This is a genomic window from Paenibacillus sp. FSL P4-0184, from assembly GCF_038004625.1.
Taxonomy (GTDB): domain Bacteria; phylum Bacillota; class Bacilli; order Paenibacillales; family Paenibacillaceae; genus Paenibacillus_AQ.
Genome location: NZ_JBBORN010000001.1, coordinates 415,484 through 436,935 on the forward strand (window position 1 = coordinate 415,484; position 21,452 = coordinate 436,935).

Annotated in this window: 23 protein-coding genes and 1 riboswitch; of the genes, 3 read left to right on the top strand and 20 right to left on the bottom strand. The window is 45.3% G+C overall.

The annotated features are described in order from the left end of the window. Positions 1–24: 24 nt before the first annotated feature. The 14 genes from MKY52_RS01685 to spoVAC all read right to left on the bottom strand — a co-directional run bounded on the left by MKY52_RS01685 (position 25) and on the right by spoVAC (position 11,972). Positions 25–945 carry a CvfB family protein gene (locus MKY52_RS01685; RefSeq protein WP_341049474.1) on the bottom strand — a complete coding sequence of 307 codons (921 nt, stop codon included), beginning with the start codon at positions 943–945 and terminating at the stop codon, positions 25–27. Continuing rightward, positions 942–1,289 carry a ribosome silencing factor gene (gene rsfS, locus MKY52_RS01690; protein WP_042185972.1) on the bottom strand — a complete coding sequence of 116 codons (348 nt, stop codon included), beginning with the start codon at positions 1,287–1,289 and terminating at the stop codon, positions 942–944. The genes MKY52_RS01685 and rsfS overlap by 4 nt, the downstream gene beginning before the upstream one ends. Further along, a complete protein-coding gene (gene yqeK, locus MKY52_RS01695) occupies positions 1,286–1,864 on the bottom strand; it encodes a bis(5'-nucleosyl)-tetraphosphatase (symmetrical) YqeK (RefSeq protein ID WP_042185970.1) in 579 nt (192 codons plus the stop codon). Before yqeK ends, rsfS begins: the two co-directional genes overlap by 4 nt. Next, positions 1,836–2,438: a nicotinate-nucleotide adenylyltransferase gene (locus tag MKY52_RS01700; RefSeq protein ID WP_341049475.1), complete on the bottom strand. Its 603-nt coding sequence runs from the start codon at positions 2,436–2,438 to the stop codon at positions 1,836–1,838. The genes yqeK and MKY52_RS01700 overlap by 29 nt, the downstream gene beginning before the upstream one ends. 34 nt (positions 2,439–2,472) lie before the next feature. After that, positions 2,473–2,766, bottom strand: a complete 294-nt coding sequence (gene yhbY, locus MKY52_RS01705; RefSeq protein WP_076284314.1) for a ribosome assembly RNA-binding protein YhbY — start codon at positions 2,764–2,766, stop codon at positions 2,473–2,475. 57 nt (positions 2,767–2,823) lie between these two features. Beyond that, on the bottom strand, positions 2,824–3,699 hold the full coding sequence (aroE, locus tag MKY52_RS01710) for a shikimate dehydrogenase (protein ID WP_341049476.1): 876 nt from the start codon (positions 3,697–3,699) through the stop codon (positions 2,824–2,826). Positions 3,700–3,714: 15 nt separating this feature from the next. Continuing rightward, positions 3,715–4,842, bottom strand: a complete 1,128-nt coding sequence (yqeH, locus tag MKY52_RS01715) for a ribosome biogenesis GTPase YqeH (protein WP_042185965.1) — start codon at positions 4,840–4,842, stop codon at positions 3,715–3,717. Between the two features lie 2 nt (positions 4,843–4,844). Next, complete coding sequence (locus MKY52_RS01720; protein WP_341053318.1) at positions 4,845–5,366, bottom strand: YqeG family HAD IIIA-type phosphatase; 522 nt, start codon at positions 5,364–5,366, stop codon at positions 4,845–4,847. Positions 5,367–5,454: 88 nt separating this feature from the next. Beyond that, positions 5,455–7,692 carry a DUF4129 domain-containing transglutaminase family protein gene (locus MKY52_RS01725; RefSeq protein ID WP_341049478.1) on the bottom strand — a complete coding sequence of 746 codons (2,238 nt, stop codon included), beginning with the start codon at positions 7,690–7,692 and terminating at the stop codon, positions 5,455–5,457. A gap of 1 nt (position 7,693) precedes the next feature. Beyond that, positions 7,694–8,938, bottom strand: a complete 1,245-nt coding sequence (locus tag MKY52_RS01730; RefSeq protein WP_341049480.1) for a DUF58 domain-containing protein — start codon at positions 8,936–8,938, stop codon at positions 7,694–7,696. Between the two features lies 1 nt (position 8,939). Beyond that, entirely contained in the window at positions 8,940–9,896 is a 957-nt protein-coding gene (locus MKY52_RS01735; RefSeq protein WP_076284318.1) for an AAA family ATPase, read from the bottom strand. A 191-nt stretch (positions 9,897–10,087) separates the two neighbouring features. Next, positions 10,088–10,438 (bottom strand): stage V sporulation protein AE, encoded by a 351-nt coding sequence (gene spoVAE, locus MKY52_RS01740; protein ID WP_036675923.1) that lies wholly within the window; start codon positions 10,436–10,438, stop codon positions 10,088–10,090. A 2-nt stretch (positions 10,439–10,440) separates the two neighbouring features. After that, entirely contained in the window at positions 10,441–11,472 is a 1,032-nt protein-coding gene (gene spoVAD, locus MKY52_RS01745) for a stage V sporulation protein AD (RefSeq protein ID WP_076284319.1), read from the bottom strand. Beyond that, on the bottom strand, positions 11,469–11,972 hold the full coding sequence (gene spoVAC / locus MKY52_RS01750) for a stage V sporulation protein AC (RefSeq protein ID WP_076284320.1): 504 nt from the start codon (positions 11,970–11,972) through the stop codon (positions 11,469–11,471). The genes spoVAD and spoVAC overlap by 4 nt, the downstream gene beginning before the upstream one ends. Positions 11,973–12,520: 548 nt before the next feature. On the opposite strand from spoVAC, the gene MKY52_RS01755 reads away from it, so the two are divergent. Then, complete coding sequence (locus MKY52_RS01755; protein WP_042185952.1) at positions 12,521–13,594, top strand: M42 family metallopeptidase; 1,074 nt, start codon at positions 12,521–12,523, stop codon at positions 13,592–13,594. Between the two features lie 79 nt (positions 13,595–13,673). On the opposite strand, the gene MKY52_RS01760 is transcribed toward MKY52_RS01755, so the two are convergent. The 3 genes from MKY52_RS01760 to MKY52_RS01770 all read right to left on the bottom strand — a co-directional run bounded on the left by MKY52_RS01760 (position 13,674) and on the right by MKY52_RS01770 (position 15,367). After that, complete coding sequence (locus tag MKY52_RS01760) at positions 13,674–14,573, bottom strand: aldo/keto reductase (protein ID WP_341049482.1); 900 nt, start codon at positions 14,571–14,573, stop codon at positions 13,674–13,676. A gap of 134 nt (positions 14,574–14,707) precedes the next feature. Beyond that, entirely contained in the window at positions 14,708–15,022 is a 315-nt protein-coding gene (locus MKY52_RS01765) for a DMT family transporter (RefSeq protein WP_042125359.1), read from the bottom strand. Next, positions 15,023–15,367, bottom strand: coding sequence for a DMT family transporter (locus MKY52_RS01770; RefSeq protein WP_042125357.1), 345 nt, complete (start codon positions 15,365–15,367; stop codon positions 15,023–15,025). It lies immediately after the preceding gene. Positions 15,368–15,453: 86 nt separating this feature from the next. Further along, positions 15,454–15,562: riboswitch (guanidine-I (ykkC/yxkD leader) on the bottom strand. A 150-nt stretch (positions 15,563–15,712) separates the two neighbouring features. Between MKY52_RS01770 and MKY52_RS01775 the strand changes: the two genes are divergently transcribed. Beyond that, complete coding sequence (locus MKY52_RS01775) at positions 15,713–16,651, top strand: MBL fold metallo-hydrolase (protein ID WP_341049484.1); 939 nt, start codon at positions 15,713–15,715, stop codon at positions 16,649–16,651. An 88-nt stretch (positions 16,652–16,739) separates the two neighbouring features. Then, positions 16,740–17,078 (top strand): hypothetical protein, encoded by a 339-nt coding sequence (locus MKY52_RS01780; RefSeq protein WP_341049486.1) that lies wholly within the window; start codon positions 16,740–16,742, stop codon positions 17,076–17,078. 69 nt (positions 17,079–17,147) lie between these two features. Here the strand turns inward: MKY52_RS01780 and MKY52_RS01785 are convergent, their stop codons facing one another. The 3 genes from MKY52_RS01785 to MKY52_RS01795 all read right to left on the bottom strand — a co-directional run bounded on the left by MKY52_RS01785 (position 17,148) and on the right by MKY52_RS01795 (position 21,424). Next, entirely contained in the window at positions 17,148–17,561 is a 414-nt protein-coding gene (locus MKY52_RS01785; RefSeq protein WP_341049487.1) for an HIT family protein, read from the bottom strand. 37 nt (positions 17,562–17,598) lie between these two features. Next, the gene (locus tag MKY52_RS01790; protein ID WP_341053320.1) at positions 17,599–20,430 is read right to left on the bottom strand and encodes a glycoside hydrolase family 3 protein; all 2,832 of its coding nucleotides are present in this window, start codon (positions 20,428–20,430) and stop codon (positions 17,599–17,601) included. 688 nt (positions 20,431–21,118) lie between these two features. Further along, entirely contained in the window at positions 21,119–21,424 is a 306-nt protein-coding gene (locus MKY52_RS01795; RefSeq protein ID WP_341049488.1) for a hypothetical protein, read from the bottom strand. Between the last annotated feature and the right edge of the window lie 28 nt (positions 21,425–21,452).

Below are 21,452 nucleotides of genomic sequence, written 5' to 3' on the forward strand. Positions count from 1 at the left end.
ACTTATACTTTCTTATATTTTTAATTATTCGGTTGTTTCTTCATTTCCCTCGGTTGAACCTTCCTCTTCCTTAGGAGCAAGATACGTCCAATTCTCTTTTTGGGTAACATGGCCTTCCTTCATCAGCTTTCCAAGCGCACGCTTAAAGGCTGATTTGCTAATTCCGAAACGCTGCTTGATAATATCCGGTGGTGTAGCATCCGAATAAGGCATCGCTCCACCCGGACGGGCATGCAAGAATTCCAAAATCGTGGCAGAGTCTACATCCATGCCTACTTCTTTACGGAGACCCATAGAAAGGTTAACACGACCATCCTCGCGAATATGGGAGACACGTGCTTCGAACTGCTCTCCAAGACGTAGTAGACGACTCCGTTCAGAGGAATGGACCATACCAATAATACCAAAGCCTAAAACCCCAGCATCTACAAGAACAAAAGTCCCCATCTGCAGCGGTTTGTACACCCGGGCTGTCACAGTCTGTCCCATCCAGGATTCAGGCGCAGGAAGAGCTAGCGGAGCTAGTTCCTGTTCTCCAGCTAATTTAGCACGAAGACGCCCCTGTTTATCATGCTCCATAATCGCATACACATAGTCGCCGATCTGAGGGCGCAACTCTGGAAGCTCTGGAAGCTCACGAATGGGCAGCAGCAGCTGCCGTCCGAGACCCATTTCCAAGAAGCAACCTAGACGCGGATGGATATCAGCCACTTCCAATAAGGCCATTTCGCCCAATGTCAGAAACGGTTTCTTCATCGTTGCTGCTAGACGATCCTCGGTATCGAAGAAGATAAAGACTTCAACTTTATCGCCTGTCTTAACCTTCTCGGTAAGCTCAGTATAATGCAGCATAACATCCTGATCTCCTGCATTCAGGAAAAACCCGTATGGGGATACCTCTCTTACTACATTAAGTGTAACTGTAGTTCCTGCAATCAGGCTCATACAGTCTCCACTACCTTCGCATCCGACCATAGACGCTCAATATTGTAGTATTCACGTTCATCGCGGTGGAAAATATGAACAATAACATCTCCAAGATCCATCAGCACCCAGCGTGCTGAATCCATTCCTTCGATCCCCTTAATTACGCCGCCTGCTTCATGGACCACTTTGCGGACTTCGGTAGCGATGGACTGAACTTGGGTATCCGAATTACCGTGACATACAACAAAGTAATCACTAATCGGTGAAACAGTACGCAGATCTAATGCCACTACGTTCATTGCTTTTTTATCTTCCACAGCCTTAAGGGCCAGTTCTAACAGCTTGCTTGGTTGTACACTCATATTTTATCCTCCAATATTCTAACTAAATCATTACGCGCCAGTACCGTTAACGGAAAGATCACTCGGCGTTTTTCCAGTAGCAAACTAATCGTAGAATCAAATCCAGCGACTAGTCCTTCTTCCAAACTTACTTTAGCCAGCTTACGTATCTTATCAACCCCTGGAAAATCTCGGCCAGGCTCGATATAGTCGGCGAGACAGACAATTTTCTCAAGTAAACTCATGTCTTCACGACCTGAGGTGTGAAAACGGATCGCATTAAGAATATCCGGATCTGTGATCCCATAATCTTGCTCTGCTACAAAGGCACCTACTTCCGAATGCCACAGCTGCTTGTCATGCTTCAGAAGATTCAAGTTCAGATGATTCTGCTCGATAATCTCCTTCATTCTCTCCACAGGCCAATACTTGGCCACATCATGCAGAATTGCCGCTGTCTCCGCACGCTCAGGATCAGCGCCATATTGCTCCGCTAGTTGAATGGATGACTCCATGACGCCCAGTGTATGCTTCCAGCGCTTAGCAGGCATTTGTGTCGAGACCGCCTCAATCAGAGCTTCGCGGCTGTATGCCATACAATCCACTCCTTTGAACATAATTGAACACTGCCTCAGGTACCATATAACGAATGGATTTTCCAGTTGCAGCCCGTTCTCTTAACATCGTTGACGAAATATCAACCAGAGGCATATCTGCTAGCAGTACCTTTTCTGCTATATAAGTTGGCAATGCGTCTAGATCAAGAGGTGTTCCCGGACGACCTACGCCGATAAATGTAAGCCGCTGCACAAGTTCTTCAATCTCGTTCCATTTCGGTAAATACTGGACCATATCCGCTCCGATGATGAAATAAAGATCGAAATGCGGATACGCCTCTTGCAGCCGTCTTATGGTCTCATACGTATAGGAAACGCCACCTCTGACAACTTCCCAATCTAATGTGCGAAAAGCTTCATGATTGTGTATCGCTTCCTGCACCATTGCCAGCCGATCTGCTCCAGATACCCCTGCCTCATGTTTATGAGGCGGAATATGTGAAGGCATAAACCATACTTCTTGAAGTCCATAAGTTTCTCTAGCTGCTTCCGCTGCCATCATATGACCAATATGAAGAGGATCAAAGGTACCTCCCATAATTCCAACTTTCAAGAGGACGACCTCCTCGGTAGTATGCTTTCAGGTATTAGCGGGGCAGCTCAATGGTTTTGTTATCACGCGATTCTTTGTACAAGACAATGGTCTTTCCGATCACTTGTACAAGCTCAGAACCCGATTGTTCGGCAAGTTGCGCACCGATTTCCTTGGGATTCTCAATATTGTTGCTCAGTATACTAATCTTCATAAGTTCACGCTTCTCAATAGCTTCTTCAATGTGGCGTACGAGGTGATCGTTTACTCCACCTTTGCCCACTTGAAAAATAGGATCGAGGTGATGCGCCAATGAACGAAGATACCGTGTTTGTTTACCAGTTAACATAAATGAATAACTCCTTAATTAACATATATTATTACCCTAAATTGATGAATCCATTTCTTACTCTTTTCCACCCAGACAATGGAGTATGGTCTGTCGCATGATTTCCGTAGGAGCAGGCTGCCCTGTCCAATACTCCAATGCATAAGCCCCCTGATAGACAAACATCCCGAGGCCTCCATGAATCGTACAGCCTCGTTCAAGTCCTTCTAACAATAGACGCGTGCGCAGTGGATTATAAATCAGATCACTTACGACCATCCCTGCACGAAGCAGTTCAGGATCTATAGGTGTCTCATCCATATAAGGATACATTCCTACGGAGGTTGTATTGATCAGTACATCAACACCATCTAGCATTTCCGCTACCTCATTCATGCTAATCCCGATCACATTCCCTTTGCTCTGGCACTCTGCAGCCAAGTCCTGTGCCTTATCAACACTGCGATTAGCGATAAGGATAGCAGAAGGCTTCTCCTGAAGCAGTGCGGCAACAATTCCTCTTGCTGCTCCACCGGCTCCAATCACCATAATCTTCGTACCTGACAAATCAGAAATGGCTTCCGCTTTAAGCGAACGTACATAACCGATTCCATCCGTATTATATCCGGTGAGTATCCCGTTATTATTAACAATCGTATTGACTGCACCAACGGCTACCGCACTTTCATCTAATAGATCCACATAAGCCATCACCGCAACCTTATGCGGAATCGTCACATTTACGCCACGGAATCCAAGCGTGCGAATCGCTTGCACTGCATCCTCCAGATTCTCTGGAAGGATATGAAGCGGCACGTAAGCACCCGGAATTCCCAGTGCTTGCAGTGCTGCTTCATGCATAATAGGAGATTTGGATTGTATAATAGGATCTCCCATTACGCCCAGTAAAATATTCCCGGTATTGTAGCCCTCGGTTGCAGTTATCAAAGACACTGTAATAGCCTCCCGTTAGATCATCGAAGGGCGGGTAAGCACCTTCACACCACGCGGAACGTGGATAGCCACTACTGCGCCTTCTGTCCCGTTGACCTTAATCCAGCCCAAACCTGAAATATATAGATCGCTCCGACTGCCTTTATTAATTCGGAACTCATGACGTTGCCATGGTGGCAGCTTGTCCATCCGGTCACTTCCTGGAGGAGACAACATTTCACCACGATGGTCCGCATAAAGGGAATCTGCACGTTCCAGTTTGGTGCGATGGATTTTTAAAGTACCACTAATAAAGCATGTGAACGATTGATGCGGACCTTGCACGAAATCAAAACGTCCCAGTCCACCGAAGAATAGCGTCTGTCCTTCATTCAACTGATAGACAGCAGGCTTCAACGGATTGGCCGGCATAACTGCATCCAGATCCTGACGCTCAACTAGTTCACTATAACGCCATGGATACACGATCCCTGGCGTATCTATAATATAGTGGCCATCATCTAGTGGAATTTTGACCGTATCGAGTGTTGTACCAGGGTAACGCGAGGTGGTTAACTCCTGCTCCAAATCACTATAGTCCGAAATCAAACGGTTTATAAGCGTGGATTTCCCTACATTCGTAGCACCGACTACATAAACATCACGCCCACCACGCAGTTCTGTTACGGCTTCCAGTAAACGGTCAAAGCCTTGATTACGTTTCGCACTACAAAGTACGATTTCAGCTGTCCGCAATCCTTCTTCTTTACAGCGTTGTTGCATCCAGTTACGCAGTTTATTCCAGTTCGTAACCTTAGGCAGCAGATCACATTTATTCACTGCAAGAATAACTGGGTTATTACCGACAAACCGCTGAAGGCCGGAAATCAAACTGCCTTCAAAATCGAAAATGTCAACAATATGAATAACAAGTGCATTCTTCTCCCCTACTCCACTCAGCAAGCGAAGAAATTCATCCTGGTTCACAGAAACAGATGAAGCCTCGTTATAATTCTTAATCCGGAAACAGCGTTGGCAAATCACAGGGTCCCGATCTAGTGCGACTTCCGGAAGGTATCCTGGTTGATCCTTATGCTCCGTCTGAAGCTTGATACCACAACCGCTACACTTCTCAGTACGCTGTGTTTCACTTTGTTCGTTCATTACTATTTTTCCTCCTCGTGCCACAATCCTTTTTTACGAAGCCGTGTCAGAGCAACTCGCTCAACCCGACGATTAAATCTTGTGCCGAACCCTTCATCCTTAACGGAGATTGGCAGCACCAATACGGTATACAGGCCAAGCCGATTGCCGCCGTATACATCTGTAAGCATTTGGTCTCCCACCACAATCGTCTGCTCCGGTGGCAACTCCATCTGCTTCATCGCTTTGAGAAAAGGAGCATTACTCGGTTTACGAGCCTGATGCACAAATTCAATATTAAGCGGTGTAGCAAAGCGTGACACCCGTTCCATGTTGTTATTGGATACGATGATGAGCTTAAAGCCCACTTCCTTCACCTTCTCAAACCATAACAACAGCTCCGGAGTAGCCACAGGTGCTTTGGCACCGACCAGTGTGTTATCCAGATCCGTAATGATTCCACGGTATCCCTGCCGATACAGCTCTTCTAGAGAAATATCGAATACCGTATTCACCCAGAGTTTGGGAACTAACATTTCAAACAATACGTTCACCTCGATTTCATACAAAAAACTATAACATACTCCATGCGCTACGCAAATAAATCTATAGCAATGATTTACTGCATAAACGCTATTTCTTGGATCTTATCGTTCTCCGCAGCCGCAAAGCTTCAGTATACACGCTCTGCCAGTCTTTGTCTTCAATAACATCAGGGCTATACTTCGCTTGTTCAAACATCGTTAGCAGTGAAGAAAGATGATTGGCCACAGCAGGTCGTTCCTGACTCCAGCGGACTACGGCTTCACGCAATGTTTCATGCTCTTCCTTCATCATTCCCTTACGATGCAAATACCTTACCCAACGCTCAGTTTCAGCCACAACTTTCTGATCAGGCGTTAAAGGTCGGCCCATTCGCATCTGTTGAACGAAGAAGCGAAGCTTAAAGCGAATATGCCAAACTTTAAAAATAGTCCAGGATAATAATACAACCACTGCCGCCAAAATTACCCATAAACCCACATGGAAGCCTTGATCTGCTTGTGCATTAGTCACAGGTGCAGGTGTTGGTTCTGCCATTTCATCTTGATCTTCCGGGTCTGTCTCAGGTATTTGCTCATTCTTAGTCAGGAGAGGAGCATTAAACCCCGGTGTAGCTTCAACAGGAATCCAACCATACTCACCAAAATAGACCTCAGCCCAGGAATGGGCATCTGCATTGGTAATCGTGTAATTATTATTTGCCGCACCCAACTGCTGCGCCAGATTCATAGGCATTTCTGGCTGTTCTCCAGGTGCATAACCCTTAACCCATCTTGCAGGGATGTTTAGGGAACGTGCCATAGTGACTAGTGCCGTAGAATAATAATCACAGTAACCTTCCTTCAGCTCGAACAAAAATCCATCTACAAAATCCTCACTTGAAACACGTGTTATATCCGGCTTGTTGGTATATGGAAAGGTTTGTTGTAAGTATTGTTGCAAAAGTGCTGTTTTTTCATACGGTGTTCTTCCTTGGGCTGTAATTTCCTCGGCCAGATCTTTAACCCGTTGAGGGAAGTCATCAGGCAGCTGAAGGAAGCTTTCCTCCAGATCATTACCTTTGTATAGCTCCTCATAGGTCTTTGCTGTCAATTCCTGAACAGGAATGACGGGAACTTCAGAAGTCAGCTCGAAGGTCGAAGGATAGTCTAGTTTCTTCTTATCCATATCCCATAGAAGCTCACTATCACGGTCTCTCCAGAAAAGACCTTTCCCGGCTGCCTCCCCATTTAATGAATCCACCGAAGTTACAGAATAAGCACCGAATAATACCGGAAATTCATTATTGTTAAGCACTTTAACCGTCTGTTTCAGTGTGCGGGTAGTGACCTTAGAAGCCACACTTTGCTCCAAGGATTTCCCCGTCTCCACCTCTTCTATAGGTCCTCGCTTCAATCGATCCTTATCCGACCATCCACTTCCAGAATAGATTCTGCGTGTTTCTCCTCGCATATAAACACGCAAATCTGAAACCACTGTCATCACTGGGGTATAATCGAAGTTAAAGCCCCCGCCCAGGTTGTCATCATTGAGACTATAGCCAGACGAAGTATTGTTAACAGAGGAACCTGAGCCCGTATTGGAATTCGTTGTTCCACTTGTGCTCTTACCAGAAGATTTCCCAATTCCATTCCACTCTTGCCACGCTGTATAAGGATCCGTCAAAGTAGGCCTTACATCCGGCATATTCACACCGATTAAAATAACCAGAGAGAAGACGATTGCGATATTCATGACTATTTTCGAGGGATATTCCAGCAAATGTACCCATCCACGCGGATAATGTAGCTGAAAACTTCTCAGGTGCTGGCTGACAAGCCAACCCATACCCGCAAATACTGTCCAAGCCACTTCCTGCCACAATACAATAGATGTAAAGGAATCAAGCGCAGCCAGCGCTACAATGTTCATTCCTATAAACCATAAGATACGCTTCTTCGAGGATACCCACCAAGACGACAGCAACAGCAAGGCAGAGGCACCAAGAGCAAACCAGATATACGGCACCATATACACACTAATATCTTGGAGCTTATCAAGAAGGGTTGTGGCCCATGGATCAGGAACATAAATTCCATAACTAGTAATATTGCGATAAACGATATAGATAATAGCTACTGCTTCTATAATCAGTCTGAATTGAACTTTAACAGGGATAAAAATCTCAATGACAGTGATCGTTAATAGGGCAGCCCATACAGTAGCAGTGGTTTGATTTAGCCAGATGGGTTCCGTATAAGAAATCCACTGCTGTGCAATAATCAACAGCCATAATAGGCCGACGGAACGGTGCCAGGAGAATTTTATCTGATTCCACCAGGTTCTCATATCAACCTTCCCCTCCTAACACTGAGGGAAGCTCTTGAAGCGAGCTAATACCATAACCAGTTATGCCACGAGATCTAAGGACGTCTATCCAATCGTTACCTCTATTTACCTCTGCCGAATTTCGCACATGAATGTGAGAAGCAGTCATTCCTCTGCTGTCAGCCCAACGTAGTGCATCAAGTACAGGCTGTCCACGCTGTGGACTAATTAACACGAAGTAAGAGCCTTTAGGAAACATACGGTATCCTTTTTCCAATCGGGAGATAAGCGGACCGCGTCCCTCAGCGTTTAGATCGATTAAATATTGAATCATCTTCTGACGCTCAGCAGCACCTTCAACTGGTGCGAACACCTTCGTCGTCTTATCCAAACAACACAGTCCAATTCCAATTCTCTCCCGAATGCCGAAGCCGAGTAGTGATGCCGTCACCGAAACTGCTAGTTCGAATTGATTCGTATTCATATAAGCTGATGTGCTTCCATCAAGGACTAGAATGGTTTTGGGAATCGACTCATGCTCAAACTCTTTGGATTTCCAAGAGCCTGTCTTAGCAGTAGCGTTCCAGTGAATTCGCGTCAAGCGATCACCATATACATAGTCACGGACGCCATTAATCTGTGTGGTTTCACGCCGAGATTGAACAACGGATGTCTGCGGTCCAGATAGCCGAGATTTTCTCTCATATAACTGCCAGCGCGGAACGTAGATCGCACGAGGCAAAACCTGAAATTGTCCTTCCGATAAAAATGTTCCCTTATGCTCGACAAGCCCAAATATATCTTGGCTGATAATATCCGTATTAGCGAATGTGTATGTTCCACGCTCTAAGGCTGGTGTCTGAAACTTTAGTTCCCCAATGCCTCTGAGGCTTGGGATCACACTTTCTTCAAATACCCACGATTCTCCATTATGCCGCTTAAGAACTTCCCTTACAACAACGTAAGGCAAGGGCAAAATCCCGGGGATTGTAATCTTTAGTTTTACACGAAGATGCCCTCCGGCAGAGAGCAAATCTCCCTTGTCTTGTTCAGAATAAAGACTGCGAGTGCCCTTAGCTCGCCGAACGCCTCCTAAACCTCCAGCAATCAAATATGCAATAAGTACAGAGACCATGATAAACAACATAAATGCTGTTTTCCCGCCCTGAAAAAGTACATATAAGAGTGTAATATTCCAAATTACAAGGATGCTTGCAAGCTTAGAGGGCTGAATGATGGCTGCAACCGACGACAAATAACGTCTCATATCATTGCCTCATCGTAACAGGCACATGAATGCTCTGCAGAAGCTTTTGAAGCAAAGATTCTACGCTAATATTATCTAGGCGCGACTCTGGACGCAGCAATATTCGATGACCCAAGGCAAATGGAGTAAGGATCTTCACGTCATCAGGCAGAACGTAATCTCGTCCTTGCAAAAAGGCATAAGCTTTACAAGCCATCATAAAGGATAGTGAGGCACGTGGACTTGCACCCAGCATTACAAGTGGATGTTCTCTTGTCTGCCGCACAATATCTAACAAGTAATTCAGCACAGGATCACTCATGAAGATGTCGCGAATTTCTTCCTGAATCCCTGCAATTTGTTCCATGCTTGTTACTGGCGAAAGCCTGTCCACCGGTTGGCCTTCCTGATGGCTCAGCAATAAATTTTTCTCCGTCGCTGCATCAGGATATCCAAGGCTGATTCTCAGCATGAATCGATCTAATTGGGCTTCAGGCAGTGTATAGGTTCCCTCAAAGTCTATCGGATTCTGGGTAGCGCATAACATGAAAGGATGAGGAAGTGGATACGTCTCTCCATCTACGGTAACGTTTCGTTCCTCCATCACTTCCAGAAGTGCGGATTGTGTCTTCGTAGTAGCACGGTTAATTTCATCGGCTAGCAAAATATTCGTCATCACCGGACCAGGCCGGAAATGAAACATCTCATCCCTAGGATGATAGACAGATACACCTGTAATATCACTCGGAAGTATATCTGGATTACACTGAATCCGGCGATATTCACCGGACATTGATCTTGAAAGTGCGCGTATTAGCTGGGTTTTTCCTGTTCCCGGTACATCCTCGATCAATACATGACCACCAGCAAGCAGAGCGGTTAACAATAATTGTATTTCAAATGATTTTCCAAGTATGCAGGATTCCAAATTAGTGCGTACAGCATTCATAGTGTGCATCGATTCTTGACGTACGGGCATATATGATCCTCCTAGCCAGAATAAGCAGTATTATTTATATTTTACATGATTAGGGGACCCAAAGTACATTGTTGAAGATCACGAAGTGAGGATACAAAAAAAACCATAAGATGAAACATCCTACAATTTTAAAATAACAAAAAAAGGATGCCGTCTTTTTCTGACGACAACCTTTTCATGTAGCATCAACTTTACCCCTTCGGCCGTACAACTAAAGCTGCCAAAAAGGAGAACACAATAGCTGACGAGATGCCCGCACTTGTAATATCAAAAATACCCGTAACTACACCGATCCAGCCATCCCGCTCCAGCTCCGTTAATGCCCCATGAACCAAGGAGTTCCCAAAGCTTGTGATCGGAATGGTTGCCCCAGCACCCGCAAATTTCACAAGTGGGTCGTAGATACCAAAAGCATCCGCAATCGCTCCGGCTACAACTAAGGTACTCATCGTATGTGCAGGCGTCAGCTTCAATACATCGAACATCAGCTGTCCTATAACGCAAATGGCTCCTCCAATCAGAAAAGCCCATAAGTAAATCATCATTATGCTTCACCTCCGCTCTCTATGGCTACGGCATGAGCAACACATGGAATACTCTCTCCCTGCTGATAAGACAAAGGTGATAAAAGTGCGCCCGTTGCCACTATAAGCACCCGTTTAAGTTCACCTTTTTTTAACCGCTTAAGGATATGACCATAGGTTACAACCGCTGAGCACCCGCAGCCGCTTCCTCCAGCGATCACATATTTCTGTTTCTCCAAGTCGTAGATAAGCAAACCACAATCGTCAAAGGTTGTTTGCTCCATAGGAATTCCTTCTTTAGCCAATAGGGTCTTGGCTATAGGTAACCCTACGGATGCCAGGTCGCCGGTAACAATTAAATCATAGTGCCCGGGCGATAGACCTGTATCCCGAAAATGCGCAGTAATGGTATCCGCCGCCGCAGGTGCCATAGCCGTCCCCATATTAAAAGGATCTGTCAAACCAAGATCCATAATACGTCCAAGCGTGGCCGAAACCACGACTGGATAGTTACCCGAACCGTCATTCTGACCCACTACAGCACAACCCGAACCTGTAACTGTATATTGCGCCGTTGGGGGTTTCTGCGAACCATATTCCGTTGGATAACGAAACTGCTTCTCCACCGTACAGTTATGACTTGATGTTCCCGCTAGCGCATACTTACCGCCTCCAGAATCAACGATCATTGAGGCAATCGCAAGGCTCTCCATAGAAGTAGAGCAAGCACCAAAGACTCCGAGATAAGGCACACCTAATTTTCTTGCCGCGAAGGAGCTGCTGATAATCTGGTTCATCAAATCTCCGCCGACAAAAAACTCCAGCTTTTCTTTATCGATATTTGCATTAATCAGAGCCAGCAGGGAGGCTTTCTCGAAAAGAGCACGCTCAGCCTTCTCCCATGTCTTCTCGTCCATTTCCAGCGAATCAAATATAAAATCAAAGTCTGAAGCTAAAGGACCTTCTCCCTCTTCTGGCCCTACTACAGCGGAAGAACCCAAAATAACGGGACGGTTCGTGAACTCCCAGGTCTGACTACCAAGCTGTTTCATGTATGTGCACCCCCGTCTACGCCCAAAAAGAGATAGACGATACCAATAATGAAAGCAGCTACGGCACCAAATACGATAACCGAACCTGCAAGCTTAAACATATTGCCGCCTACACCAAGTACAAGGCCCTCAGCGCGGTGCTCTAGAGCTGCAGAGCACATACTGTTTGCGAACCCGGTCACTGGGACTGCAGTTCCTGCACCAGCCCATTGAGCCATTTTGTCGTACACGCCAAAGCTGGTCAGAATTACAGAGAGTAGGATCATCACCGCGACTGTCGGACTGGCGGCTTCCTTGGAGCTCATATCGAAAATTGCCATAAAAGCCTCCTGAACACCTTGTCCAATAACACAGATTATGCCGCCAGCAATAAACGCTCGTATGCAGTTTTTGAATACGGGCCTGGCAGGAACAAAGGGCTTGGACAATTTCTCGTAATCTTGTGGAGTCAGGGTGTCAAGCTTCAGCTTGACACCCGATTTCTTAGTTTTCGCCGGCATTGAGGCACCTCCTGAAAGTTAGGCGAAGGGGGCTGACAAGCATCATAGTACTCACTTTTAAGCCCCTTAAGTTGTTCTTCGCTTAGAAGTTTTCCTTATTGTTTGCCATCCTCCGCTTCGTTATGTCCCTCCAGTTCAGGAAAAATACAGTAACACAACAATCAGCAATAAAAAGAGCACAAAAATAAGTACTGCTTCTCTTTCCCTTGGATTGTGGCGCCAGTATCGTCTGCGCGTTCCGTTTCCTTGTAGGCTCCTACTTGATAATCCTCCCTGCACCCTTCTTGGGGGTACGCTGCCCGCTACCCTCATTCATCTTCGCATCCCTTCTAAGGCTCCTGCCACCAAAGCCTCTAATGCATAGTATTCATAGAGCTCGTGCCCGGTGTTCATTGTCTCTTGTCATGGACAAGTGAGCCCAGAATGTTCATACTAGGTTGCAGGAAGAAATAACGATGTGGTCCATTATGGATAACATCCGTTTCTCGTAGAAATATAAGAATGATGTATAAATGAGTTCTTATATTTTAATAAAGGAGTGAATTCTTATGAATCAAGAAACATTGGACATGTTCAAAACACTTACCGAATTTCCCTCAGCCCCAGGATTTGAGCGCGAACTCCGCGCTTACGTCAAGGATGCTATGACTCCTTATACTGAAGAGTTCGTACAGGATCGTCTCGGTAGTTTGTTCGGCGTACTGCGCGGCGAAGAGAACGGGCCAAAGATTATGGTCGCTGGGCATTTTGACGAAGTAGGTTTCATGGTAACTGGAATTACTAACACCGGTATGATCCGTTTTCAACCACTTGGCGGCTGGCTTGCCTCTGCTGTTGCATCCCAGCGCCTACATATCATTACACCTAAAGGAACGCTGACCGGAGTTGTTGGCAGTACGCCTATCCATTTGCTAAGCAACGAAGAACGTGGTAAGACTGGCGAAATTAGCAAAATGTATATTGATATCGGCGCAGACAGCCGTGAAGAAGCAGAAAGCTTTGGCGTTAGACCAGGCCAACAAGTTCTGCCGATTTGTCCTTTTACTCCCCTTGCTAATCCCAAAAAAATCTTGGCGAAAGCTTGGGACAACCGTTACGGCGTAGGTCTCGCCATTGAACTAGTTAAAGCATTGCACGGTAAAAAGCTGCCGAATACCGTTTTCGCTGGTGCCACTGTACAAGAGGAAGTAGGTCTTCGGGGTGCGCGTACTGCGGCTAATCTCCTGTCACCAGACATCTTCTTCGGTCTGGACGCGAGCGCTGCTGCCGATATGACTGGTGACAGTCAAGCGTTTGGCCATCTGGGCAAAGGAGCTCTCTTACGTATTTTTGATCCTACGATGGTTACACATCGCGGTCTGATTGAATATGTACAAGATACAGCGGATACCCACCGGATCAAATATCAGTATTTTGTATCCCAAGGCGGAACAGATGCAGGTCAGGTTCATGTTAGTGGAATTGGCGTTCCTTCCGCAGTAATCGGAATATGCTCCCGCTACATACACACAGCTTCATCAGTGATTCACAGTGATGACTACGATGCTGCTAAAGAGCTTCTGATCAAGCTGGTAGAAGGCCTTGACCGGACTACACTACAGACAATTATTGAGAACAGCTAATCGCACAAGAAATGACAGAAGAAGCCCTCAAACACTTTTACAGTGATTGAGGGCTTCTCTTTATGTGAATAGAACGGATTTAAATCATATCTAGCGGTACTTTCCAAGAAGGTATTGGGAAAGCTTCGTCCAGCTTCCAAATTTCATCGTTACTTAGCGTAATCAAGCCTGCAGCAGCATTCTCAATGACGTGCTTACGAGAAGAAGCTTTTGGGATAGAAATAACATCCTCTTCACGCAACGTCCAAGCTAACATAATCTGAAGCGGAGTTGCCTGATGTGCACTGGCGATTTCCTGAACGACTTCACTCTCGATGACTCCTTTTCGGAGTGAACCAGCTTGAGCAAGCGGTGAGTAAGCCATTACCGGGATCTTGTGACTTCTCTGCCATGGCAGCAGTTCAGTTTCAATTCCTCTGGACCCTAAATGATATAGAATCTGATTGGTTGCACAATGAGTTCCCCCAGCAATACCAAGCAGTTCTTTCATATCGTCGACATCGAAATTGGATACACCCCATCTTGCTATTTTTCCTTGAGAGACTAGTTTCTCCATACCTACAACAGTCTCTTCTAGTGGAATATCTCCCCGCCAATGCAGCAAATAAAGATCCAGATGATCCGTATTCAAGCGTTTCAAGCTTTCTTCACAGCTGCGGATAAGGTGCTCATTCCCGGCATTATGTGGATAGACTTTTGACACCAAGAAAACTTGATCCCGAATACCTTGAATAGCCTCACCTACTAAAAGCTCCGAGCGTCCGTCCCCATACATCTCAGCCGTATCTATTAAATCCATGCCTAGCTCCACGCCTAATCGCAGGGCAGAAATCTCTTCCTCCCTACGGGAATTGTCGTCACCCATATTCCAAGTTCCCTGCCCAATTCTGGGAAGTGACGTTCCATCTGGAAGCAGCATGCGGTTAGATTGGTTCATTCTTGCGATTTCAGCCAAATGTTCGATTGAATCCTTAGTCATATTAAAAATCCCCTTATTGAAGTATTGTATACTTACTTTATACGACCTATAAGAACCTTTCTAAACATCTGAATCGTGTCCAATTTATAACTAATCTCTCTTTTGAAGAGAAAAAGTAAAGAATGAATACCTAACTAAGCTATCAGCTTTAGTCCCACAGCGGCCCCCAGAATCATAATAATACAGACGATCCGGCGCCAGTCTTTGGCCTCTCCATACAATATCATCCCCAGAATCGCTCCGCCGGATGCGCCTATCCCCGTCCATACAGCATAAGCTGTTCCCATCGGCAGACTCTTCATAGCTAAAGACAGGAACAGAAAGCTTGCTCCAAAACCAAGAAAGAGCAGCGCGAACGACAGGAAATTCCGGTGTTTATTCAACCTATTAATCATAGCTACTCCAAACATTTCAAATAAACCAGCAACGACCAGAAATACCCATGCCATTTAAGACTCCCCCTTTACTTCGGCTTCTTTGGTCACCATTTTCAATCCTATAACGCCTGCCAGCAAAATAACCACTAGAACCAGCTTCATCAACTTGAACGGTTCTCCGAATAAAACCATGTCCGCAACTACTGTCCCTGCAGTTCCTAGACCAACAAACACGGAATATACCGTGCCGACCGGCAATTTGGTACTGGCTGAAATCATCACATAGAAGCTTATTATTATAGCTACCACAGTTATCAGCCACTCCCACATCGTGGAGGCATGTTTTAAGCCGATGACCCACATGACCTCGAAAACAGCTGCACCAACTACCTTTAACCACTCTGAATTGTTCTTCATTCCAAGCCCTCCTTCAATTCACTAACTTTATAATTGCCCACGAAACAAACAAATAAGCCCGGAAGGTCATCGTCATTTATAACGATACCTCCCGGGCTTTTATCCCTCCGTGTAGACACGAACGATGCTGTTCGTGCGTTTTCCCTCGGACCAGACCACCTGTGCACCAGCTGCGGAACCCTAGAAAACAATAACTATTAAGTTACATCGTATGGTAGCAAATCGGGGTGATAAAATCAACCTTTTTAAATAAAAAAAATGAGCAATTTCATAGCTATCAATTCCATAAAATTGTAAAATCACAAAAAAGTTGATGCTTGATTCCCTAAGAAAAGAGGATGATTTATGTTTCATTCCAGACATTTTAACTGCGAACCGGTAGCTGAAGGAATTTATGTCCTTGAAGCCAAGGAGCAAGGCGGAGCCATGAGTAATGCAGGATTAATAGATATGGGCGACCACACCTTAATCTTCGACACGTTCAATACACCACAAGCAGGTAAAGATCTTAGAGAGGCGGCTTTATATTTTTTTAATCAGCCCATAAAATACATCATCAACAGTCATTGGCATGGAGACCATGTTAGAGGAAACCAACACTTCATGGAAGAAATAATAGTATCAACTAGTACTACTAGAGAGCTCATGATGAAGACTCAACCTGATTGGCTCAATCGTATGAAGAACCTTCTCCCTAACCTTAATGAAGATATCTTTAAGCTTAACACTTCCCTTGATCACGAACATAATGAGTCGAAACAACAAGAACTGACTTCTGAACTCTGTTATTTACTAGAAATCAAAGAGTCTATTCTAACGCTTAAAGTAACGCTTCCTCAGCTAACCTTTGATCGAAAAATGACCCTCCATGGATCGAAGAGAAGCGTGGAACTCTTAACAGTGGGTGCAGCACATACGGTTTGTGATACAATTCTTTATTCACCTTCGGATTCTATCGCTTTCGTTGGAGATATTGTCGCCGTTGATAATCATCCACTCTTAATAGATGGTGACCCCTTATCCTGGTTGGAGACACTTACTTATATGGAGAGTTTAAAAGTAGACCTGATAGTCCCTGGACATGGGCCTACTACTTCTAGTCATTATATCCAACAAATCAAACAATATATAAATGACTTAATTGGCATTAGTAAACAGATGATTCTCGATAATGATGTTATGGATGTGAGTCATATTGAAATTCCTGAGCCGTACCTTCACTGGAAATTTGATAGTATCTTTTATCGAAATCTTGAGTTTCTGACCAAAGCAGCTAACCGCTAATTCCATTTCTTCAAATTCATTAATACAATATTATGGTACAATTTAAAAAAATACAGCTTATTATGAACAACTGGGAGGGCGATCGATAATGGTCTTTGGGATACTGTTTATTGGAGTCGTTGTATTTATAATCATACAGTCCGTAGTTCGTAATGGTTCAAGCTCGAACAGTAACAGATTTGAGAGAAATAGACGAGATGACGCCGCCAGCATGTCTTTTATGGCAGCTAGCCATCCAGATCTGCTGGATCCAAATAACCCGAATCATTCTAATCACCAACATCACCATCAACACCATCACGGGAGCGACTCCCATCACCATTCTGGACATGACAGCGGTCATAGCTGGGGCGGGGATAGCGGGCACAGCAGCGGGGGAGATTTCGGTGGCGGAGATGCTGGTGGCGGTGGCGGCGGATGTGATTAGAGCGTTACTCTATAACAAAAGGAAAAGGGCATCCCTGATATTGCTTCAGGAATGCCCTTTTTATGATTGTTACTTTTTTAAAACACCAATAATCTTTGCTTGCGTGTGATTTAAAAAATTCTCAGCACCGTGCGGGTGTATTGGTTCACTCCAAGCGAATCCATCGCCTTCGTATCTTGGGATGAGGTGCATATGGTAATGGGTCAGGTCGTTAAACTTCCCGCCATTTTGGCATATGCTTATGCCATCCGGTTTGAATAGATCCTTCAAGACGATTGACAGCTTCTTTGATGCGTCCATTATCGCATAGGAAGTCTCTGAGTCGATGTCTTCGAGATCCCAATAATGCTTTTTAGGAAGGATCAGGAGATGTCCTTCGTTAAACGGAGCGATATCTAGCACACAAGTAATAAATTCATTCTCATATACTATTTTTACGTTAGGCTCAATTCCGTTAGCAATCCGACACCCCAAACACTCCATATAGCACACTCCATCCCATAATCAAAGGTCATCTCTATTATTGATTAAATTGAAACCGGCTGAGAAGCACCTCACCGTTAAAAACTACATAAACATCGCTAGTACCCGTCTCCACGGATACTTCGCCTTTCAATGTGCTCCATTGTTGCAGAACTCCACCAGAAGGGATGTTCACGGTTCCAACCAGTTTCCCAGCTGCGCTTCCGGTTCTGATCTCAATACTGCCACCTTTTGCAGAGGAGACCAGAGCTTCAATTGCTACTGCTCCATGATCGAACAATACGTCATTAAAAGCGATCCAAGCGCCCTCTTTTACCGGATGTACCGAAGCCCCGCCTGCTTTGCATTCGTCCAGATATACGCCTTCGTAGTCATCATAGTTCTCTGCTTTGGTGTTGTTATATAAATTACGGGAAGGAATGATGTCCCCTTTCACCGTTACTACTGAAGATAATTTAATATCAGCAGAAGAACGGCCGATCAGAATTGCGTATTCTCCATTTTCGACGCAATATTGTTCGCGTGTAACATCCCAGAATACTAACTCTGTAACTGGTAATGCAAACTCTATAGTATTCGATTGACCTGCGGCGATGCTCACTTTTTCAAAACCCTTCAACTGTTTAATCGGACGTTTGACCCGGGAATTCAAAGCTTGCACATATAACTGAACAACCTCGTCCCCATCGACTGCTCCAGTATTATCCACTTGAACGGAAATGTTAAGCGTATCGTCTTGCTGCAGTTCCTTTGTGCTCAAATTTAGATTCTTGTAATTCACTTCAGCATAACTTAGGCCGTGACCAAAAGGATACAATGGCTTACCGTCAAAGTACATATAGGTTCTTTTACCTTTGATAATATCATAATCCATCAGCTCAGGCAGCTGCTCCACAGAACGGAACCAAGTCATATTCAGCTTGCCAGAAGGACTGTAATCTCCGAACAACACTTCTGCAACCGCATTGCCAAGCTCTTGTCCACTGTGGGATGTATACAAAACTGCCGGGATATTCTCGTCAATCCAAGTGGAAGAAATCGGATAACTGCCGACAATAACTACCACTGTATTCGGATTCGCTTCATAGACTGCTTTGACCAAACGTTCCTGCTCTTCGGGAAGTACAATATCAGGTCTGTCGATTTCTTCTTTTCCGTTAAGAAGTGGATGATTACCGACAAAAACCACTGCTACCTCAGCTGCTTTGGCAGCTTCTACCGCAGCGTCCAGTCCGTTTGTAACGATGTTCTTTTTGAAAAGACGAGCGTCCGCACTTGCGTCTTGATCTGCAACCTGCAGCGTGCCATCCTCCGGATTGACGGAGATCAATTTGTCATTCCAGGTCCGCAAAGATACCGTATCCTTGGTTTCAGGTACGATGTTAATGGATTCTTTTACAAACCACCCGTAAATTTCGTCCGCAGAAGCTGTGAGTGTCTCCGCTTCGCTTAAAGTTACATATTGACCGCGACTGGTCGCCTTCAGAGTATTGCTGGTCCAGCCCCACGCTGTATGTTGGAACAATTCTCCGTGCTCTGCTATGTCATGCTGTACAGCCAGTCTTCCGTCCTCACCCGTGATTCCGATGGCTTGGCCGTTTGATGCTGAAGTAAGAATGATCTGATCTGCACCGCTCTCAAAAGTAACGTGTTTACCAGGCAGTTTCTTACTAACACCCTGCAGCGGGGTCACTCCATAAGGTAATGTGCCGGAATACCAGTCTCTGAAAGCTTCATCGCCAAGTGGACCAATAATCGCCACTTTGTTTAATTCAGTCTTGCTCAGTGGCAATGTTGCCTGATCATTCTTCAGCAGCACAATGGATTGTTTGGCAGCTTCCAAGGAAAGTGCGGCATGTTTTTTGCTAAGAATTACGGAATCGTCGATGGCTGCGTATGGATTACCTTCAGCGGGGTCAAACTCTCCCAGACGGAAACGAACTCTAAATGTATTAGTTAGTGCACGATCTAGGTCTTCCTCTGCCAATAAGCCTTGATCCAGTGCTTGATGAAGAACCTTGATCGTCTCTTCGGTTTCTTCTGTAACGCTGTCTATTCCGTTTTTGATGGATTCCGCCATCGACTGTGCAAAAGATTCATAATACTTATGATCCTTCACAATTCCGAATAAATCACCAGCATCACTGACGATAAAGCCATCCATATCCCATTCGCCTTTGACCACCTCCATCACTGCCGGATGAAGAATAACAGGTACACCATTCACCGAGTTATAGGCGGTCATCATAGACTGCGCGCCACCTTCTTGAAAAGCAGGCTTGAATGCTTCCAGATAATACTCACGCATATTTCTTGGATCGATGCTGGCGGAACAATTTCCGCGTTCGATCTCGTTGTTGTTCCCTAGGAAGTGTTTAAGCGTTGCGACCGCTTTCAAATACACCGGGTGATCGCCTTGGATTCCTTGCACAAGTGATGTGCTGAGTTGTCCAGTTAACTTTGGATCTTCACCGTAAGCTTCTTCCGTTCTACCCCAACGTGGGTCACGCTCCATATCCACAGTTGGTGCCCATAACGTCAGCCCGTTCACCGTTGGATTTTTTTTGTAAAATGCTCTTGCTTCATCTCCAATGGCCGAGCCGATTTCCTTCATTAGCTCTGGGTTCCAAGTACAAGCCAGTCCGCTTGGCTGAGGAAAAGAGGTCGCTTTTCCAAGCCAGGAGATTCCGTGCGCCGCTTCTGTACCGTGTTTATAGGCTCCAACGCCTAAACGCTCTATGGCCGCTTGATACTGGGGAATCAGGCTTACTTTTTCATCAAGCGTTAATCTGGAGATCAAATCCTGCACTCGGTCATTTAAGGGTAAATCAATCTGTTGAAATGGATATTTAGATGTCACTGTTTCCATCATAATCGCTCCTTCGATTCAAGTTGATAGCGGTTTCATATGTTCTCGAGGTAGTTGTCTGTGTCTAACACAAATCTGGTCTATCAACTTAATCATAGAAGATTAGCTTGATAAGTAACACCTAAACAATCTAAGTGAAAATCAGGTCAAAATTAGAGATTTATCGGGTGTTTCGCTCACCCGTCTCCCTTGGTGAAGTGAGATGTGGATGATAACGGGGCGTTCTCGGCCCTCTTTCGCTCAATTCCAGCCTTTTGGGTCGCATCTGGGGTATTTTTACCCCTCTTTTGCTCACTTCCAGCCTTTTGGGTCGGATCTGGGGTATTTCTCCCCCTCTTTTGCTTATTTCCAGCCTTTTGGGTCCGATCTGGGGTATTTTTACCCCTCTTTTGCTCATTTCCAGCCTTTTGGGTCGGATCTGGGGTATTTTTACCCCTCTTTTGCTCAATTCCAGCCTTTTGGGTCGGATCTGGGGTATTTTTACCCCTCTTTTGCTCAATTCTAGCCTTTTGGGTCGGATCTGGGGTATTTTAATTGCCTTACCATAACTGAATATCCTTTAAGGAATGGATATATTCATATTTGCAGACTCTACCGCTCTCCTGAGAAACTATGGGGAAAAACTTTCCTTTTTCGCTGAGAGCACTCAGTCCTTTTCGAGCCGTACGCTTATCAATCCCAAGCTCCCTCACCAAATCAACCGGACGAATGCACCCATTCGTGCGACCCGATAACCCGCGATTTGCAGATAGGTCTCTCGATTCAGCTCCTGCCTGTAGCGCGTTCGGTCTGTATTTTGCACATGTGGGCCGTAGCCTTTAACTTCAAACGCAAACTTAACCTGGCCAGGCTTCCACACAAAATCAACAAAGTAGGGCTTGCTACGCCAATCCAACACTTCATATTCAGGATGAATATTATTGAAATGCCCCATCATAGGCCACCATACCTTCTCCAAAAACATCCGCTCACCATGGCCATGTCCACGCTCCAATCTCCCCCGCCGTTCTCACGTTCTTCTA

What these genes read in the sequence shown, in the direction of transcription:
- MKY52_RS01685 (WP_341049474.1), bottom strand. Translation starts at nt 945, where the DNA reads ATGAGCCTGATTGCAGGAACTACAGTTACACTTAATGTAGTAAGAGAG.
- rsfS (WP_042185972.1), bottom strand. Translation starts at nt 1,289, where the DNA reads ATGAGTGTACAACCAAGCAAGCTGTTAGAACTGGCCCTTAAGGCTGTG.
- yqeK (WP_042185970.1), bottom strand. Translation starts at nt 1,864, where the DNA reads ATGGCATACAGCCGCGAAGCTCTGATTGAGGCGGTCTCGACACAAATG.
- yhbY (WP_076284314.1), bottom strand. Translation starts at nt 2,766, where the DNA reads ATGTTAACTGGTAAACAAACACGGTATCTTCGTTCATTGGCGCATCAC.
- yqeH (WP_042185965.1), bottom strand. Translation starts at nt 4,842, where the DNA reads ATGAACGAACAAAGTGAAACACAGCGTACTGAGAAGTGTAGCGGTTGT.
- MKY52_RS01725 (WP_341049478.1), bottom strand. Translation starts at nt 7,692, where the DNA reads ATGAGAACCTGGTGGAATCAGATAAAATTCTCCTGGCACCGTTCCGTC.
- MKY52_RS01730 (WP_341049480.1), bottom strand. Translation starts at nt 8,938, where the DNA reads ATGAGACGTTATTTGTCGTCGGTTGCAGCCATCATTCAGCCCTCTAAG.
- MKY52_RS01735 (WP_076284318.1), bottom strand. Translation starts at nt 9,896, where the DNA reads ATGCCCGTACGTCAAGAATCGATGCACACTATGAATGCTGTACGCACT.
- spoVAE (WP_036675923.1), bottom strand. Translation starts at nt 10,438, where the DNA reads ATGATTTACTTATGGGCTTTTCTGATTGGAGGAGCCATTTGCGTTATA.
- spoVAD (WP_076284319.1), bottom strand. Translation starts at nt 11,472, where the DNA reads ATGAAACAGCTTGGTAGTCAGACCTGGGAGTTCACGAACCGTCCCGTT.
- spoVAC (WP_076284320.1), bottom strand. Translation starts at nt 11,972, where the DNA reads ATGCCGGCGAAAACTAAGAAATCGGGTGTCAAGCTGAAGCTTGACACC.
- MKY52_RS01755 (WP_042185952.1), top strand. Translation starts at nt 12,521, where the DNA reads ATGAATCAAGAAACATTGGACATGTTCAAAACACTTACCGAATTTCCC.
- MKY52_RS01760 (WP_341049482.1), bottom strand. Translation starts at nt 14,573, where the DNA reads ATGACTAAGGATTCAATCGAACATTTGGCTGAAATCGCAAGAATGAAC.
- MKY52_RS01765 (WP_042125359.1), bottom strand. Translation starts at nt 15,022, where the DNA reads ATGGCATGGGTATTTCTGGTCGTTGCTGGTTTATTTGAAATGTTTGGA.
- MKY52_RS01770 (WP_042125357.1), bottom strand. Translation starts at nt 15,367, where the DNA reads ATGAAGAACAATTCAGAGTGGTTAAAGGTAGTTGGTGCAGCTGTTTTC.
- MKY52_RS01775 (WP_341049484.1), top strand. Translation starts at nt 15,713, where the DNA reads ATGTTTCATTCCAGACATTTTAACTGCGAACCGGTAGCTGAAGGAATT.
- MKY52_RS01780 (WP_341049486.1), top strand. Translation starts at nt 16,740, where the DNA reads ATGGTCTTTGGGATACTGTTTATTGGAGTCGTTGTATTTATAATCATA.
- MKY52_RS01785 (WP_341049487.1), bottom strand. Translation starts at nt 17,561, where the DNA reads ATGGAGTGTTTGGGGTGTCGGATTGCTAACGGAATTGAGCCTAACGTA.
- MKY52_RS01790 (WP_341053320.1), bottom strand. Translation starts at nt 20,430, where the DNA reads ATGGAAACAGTGACATCTAAATATCCATTTCAACAGATTGATTTACCC.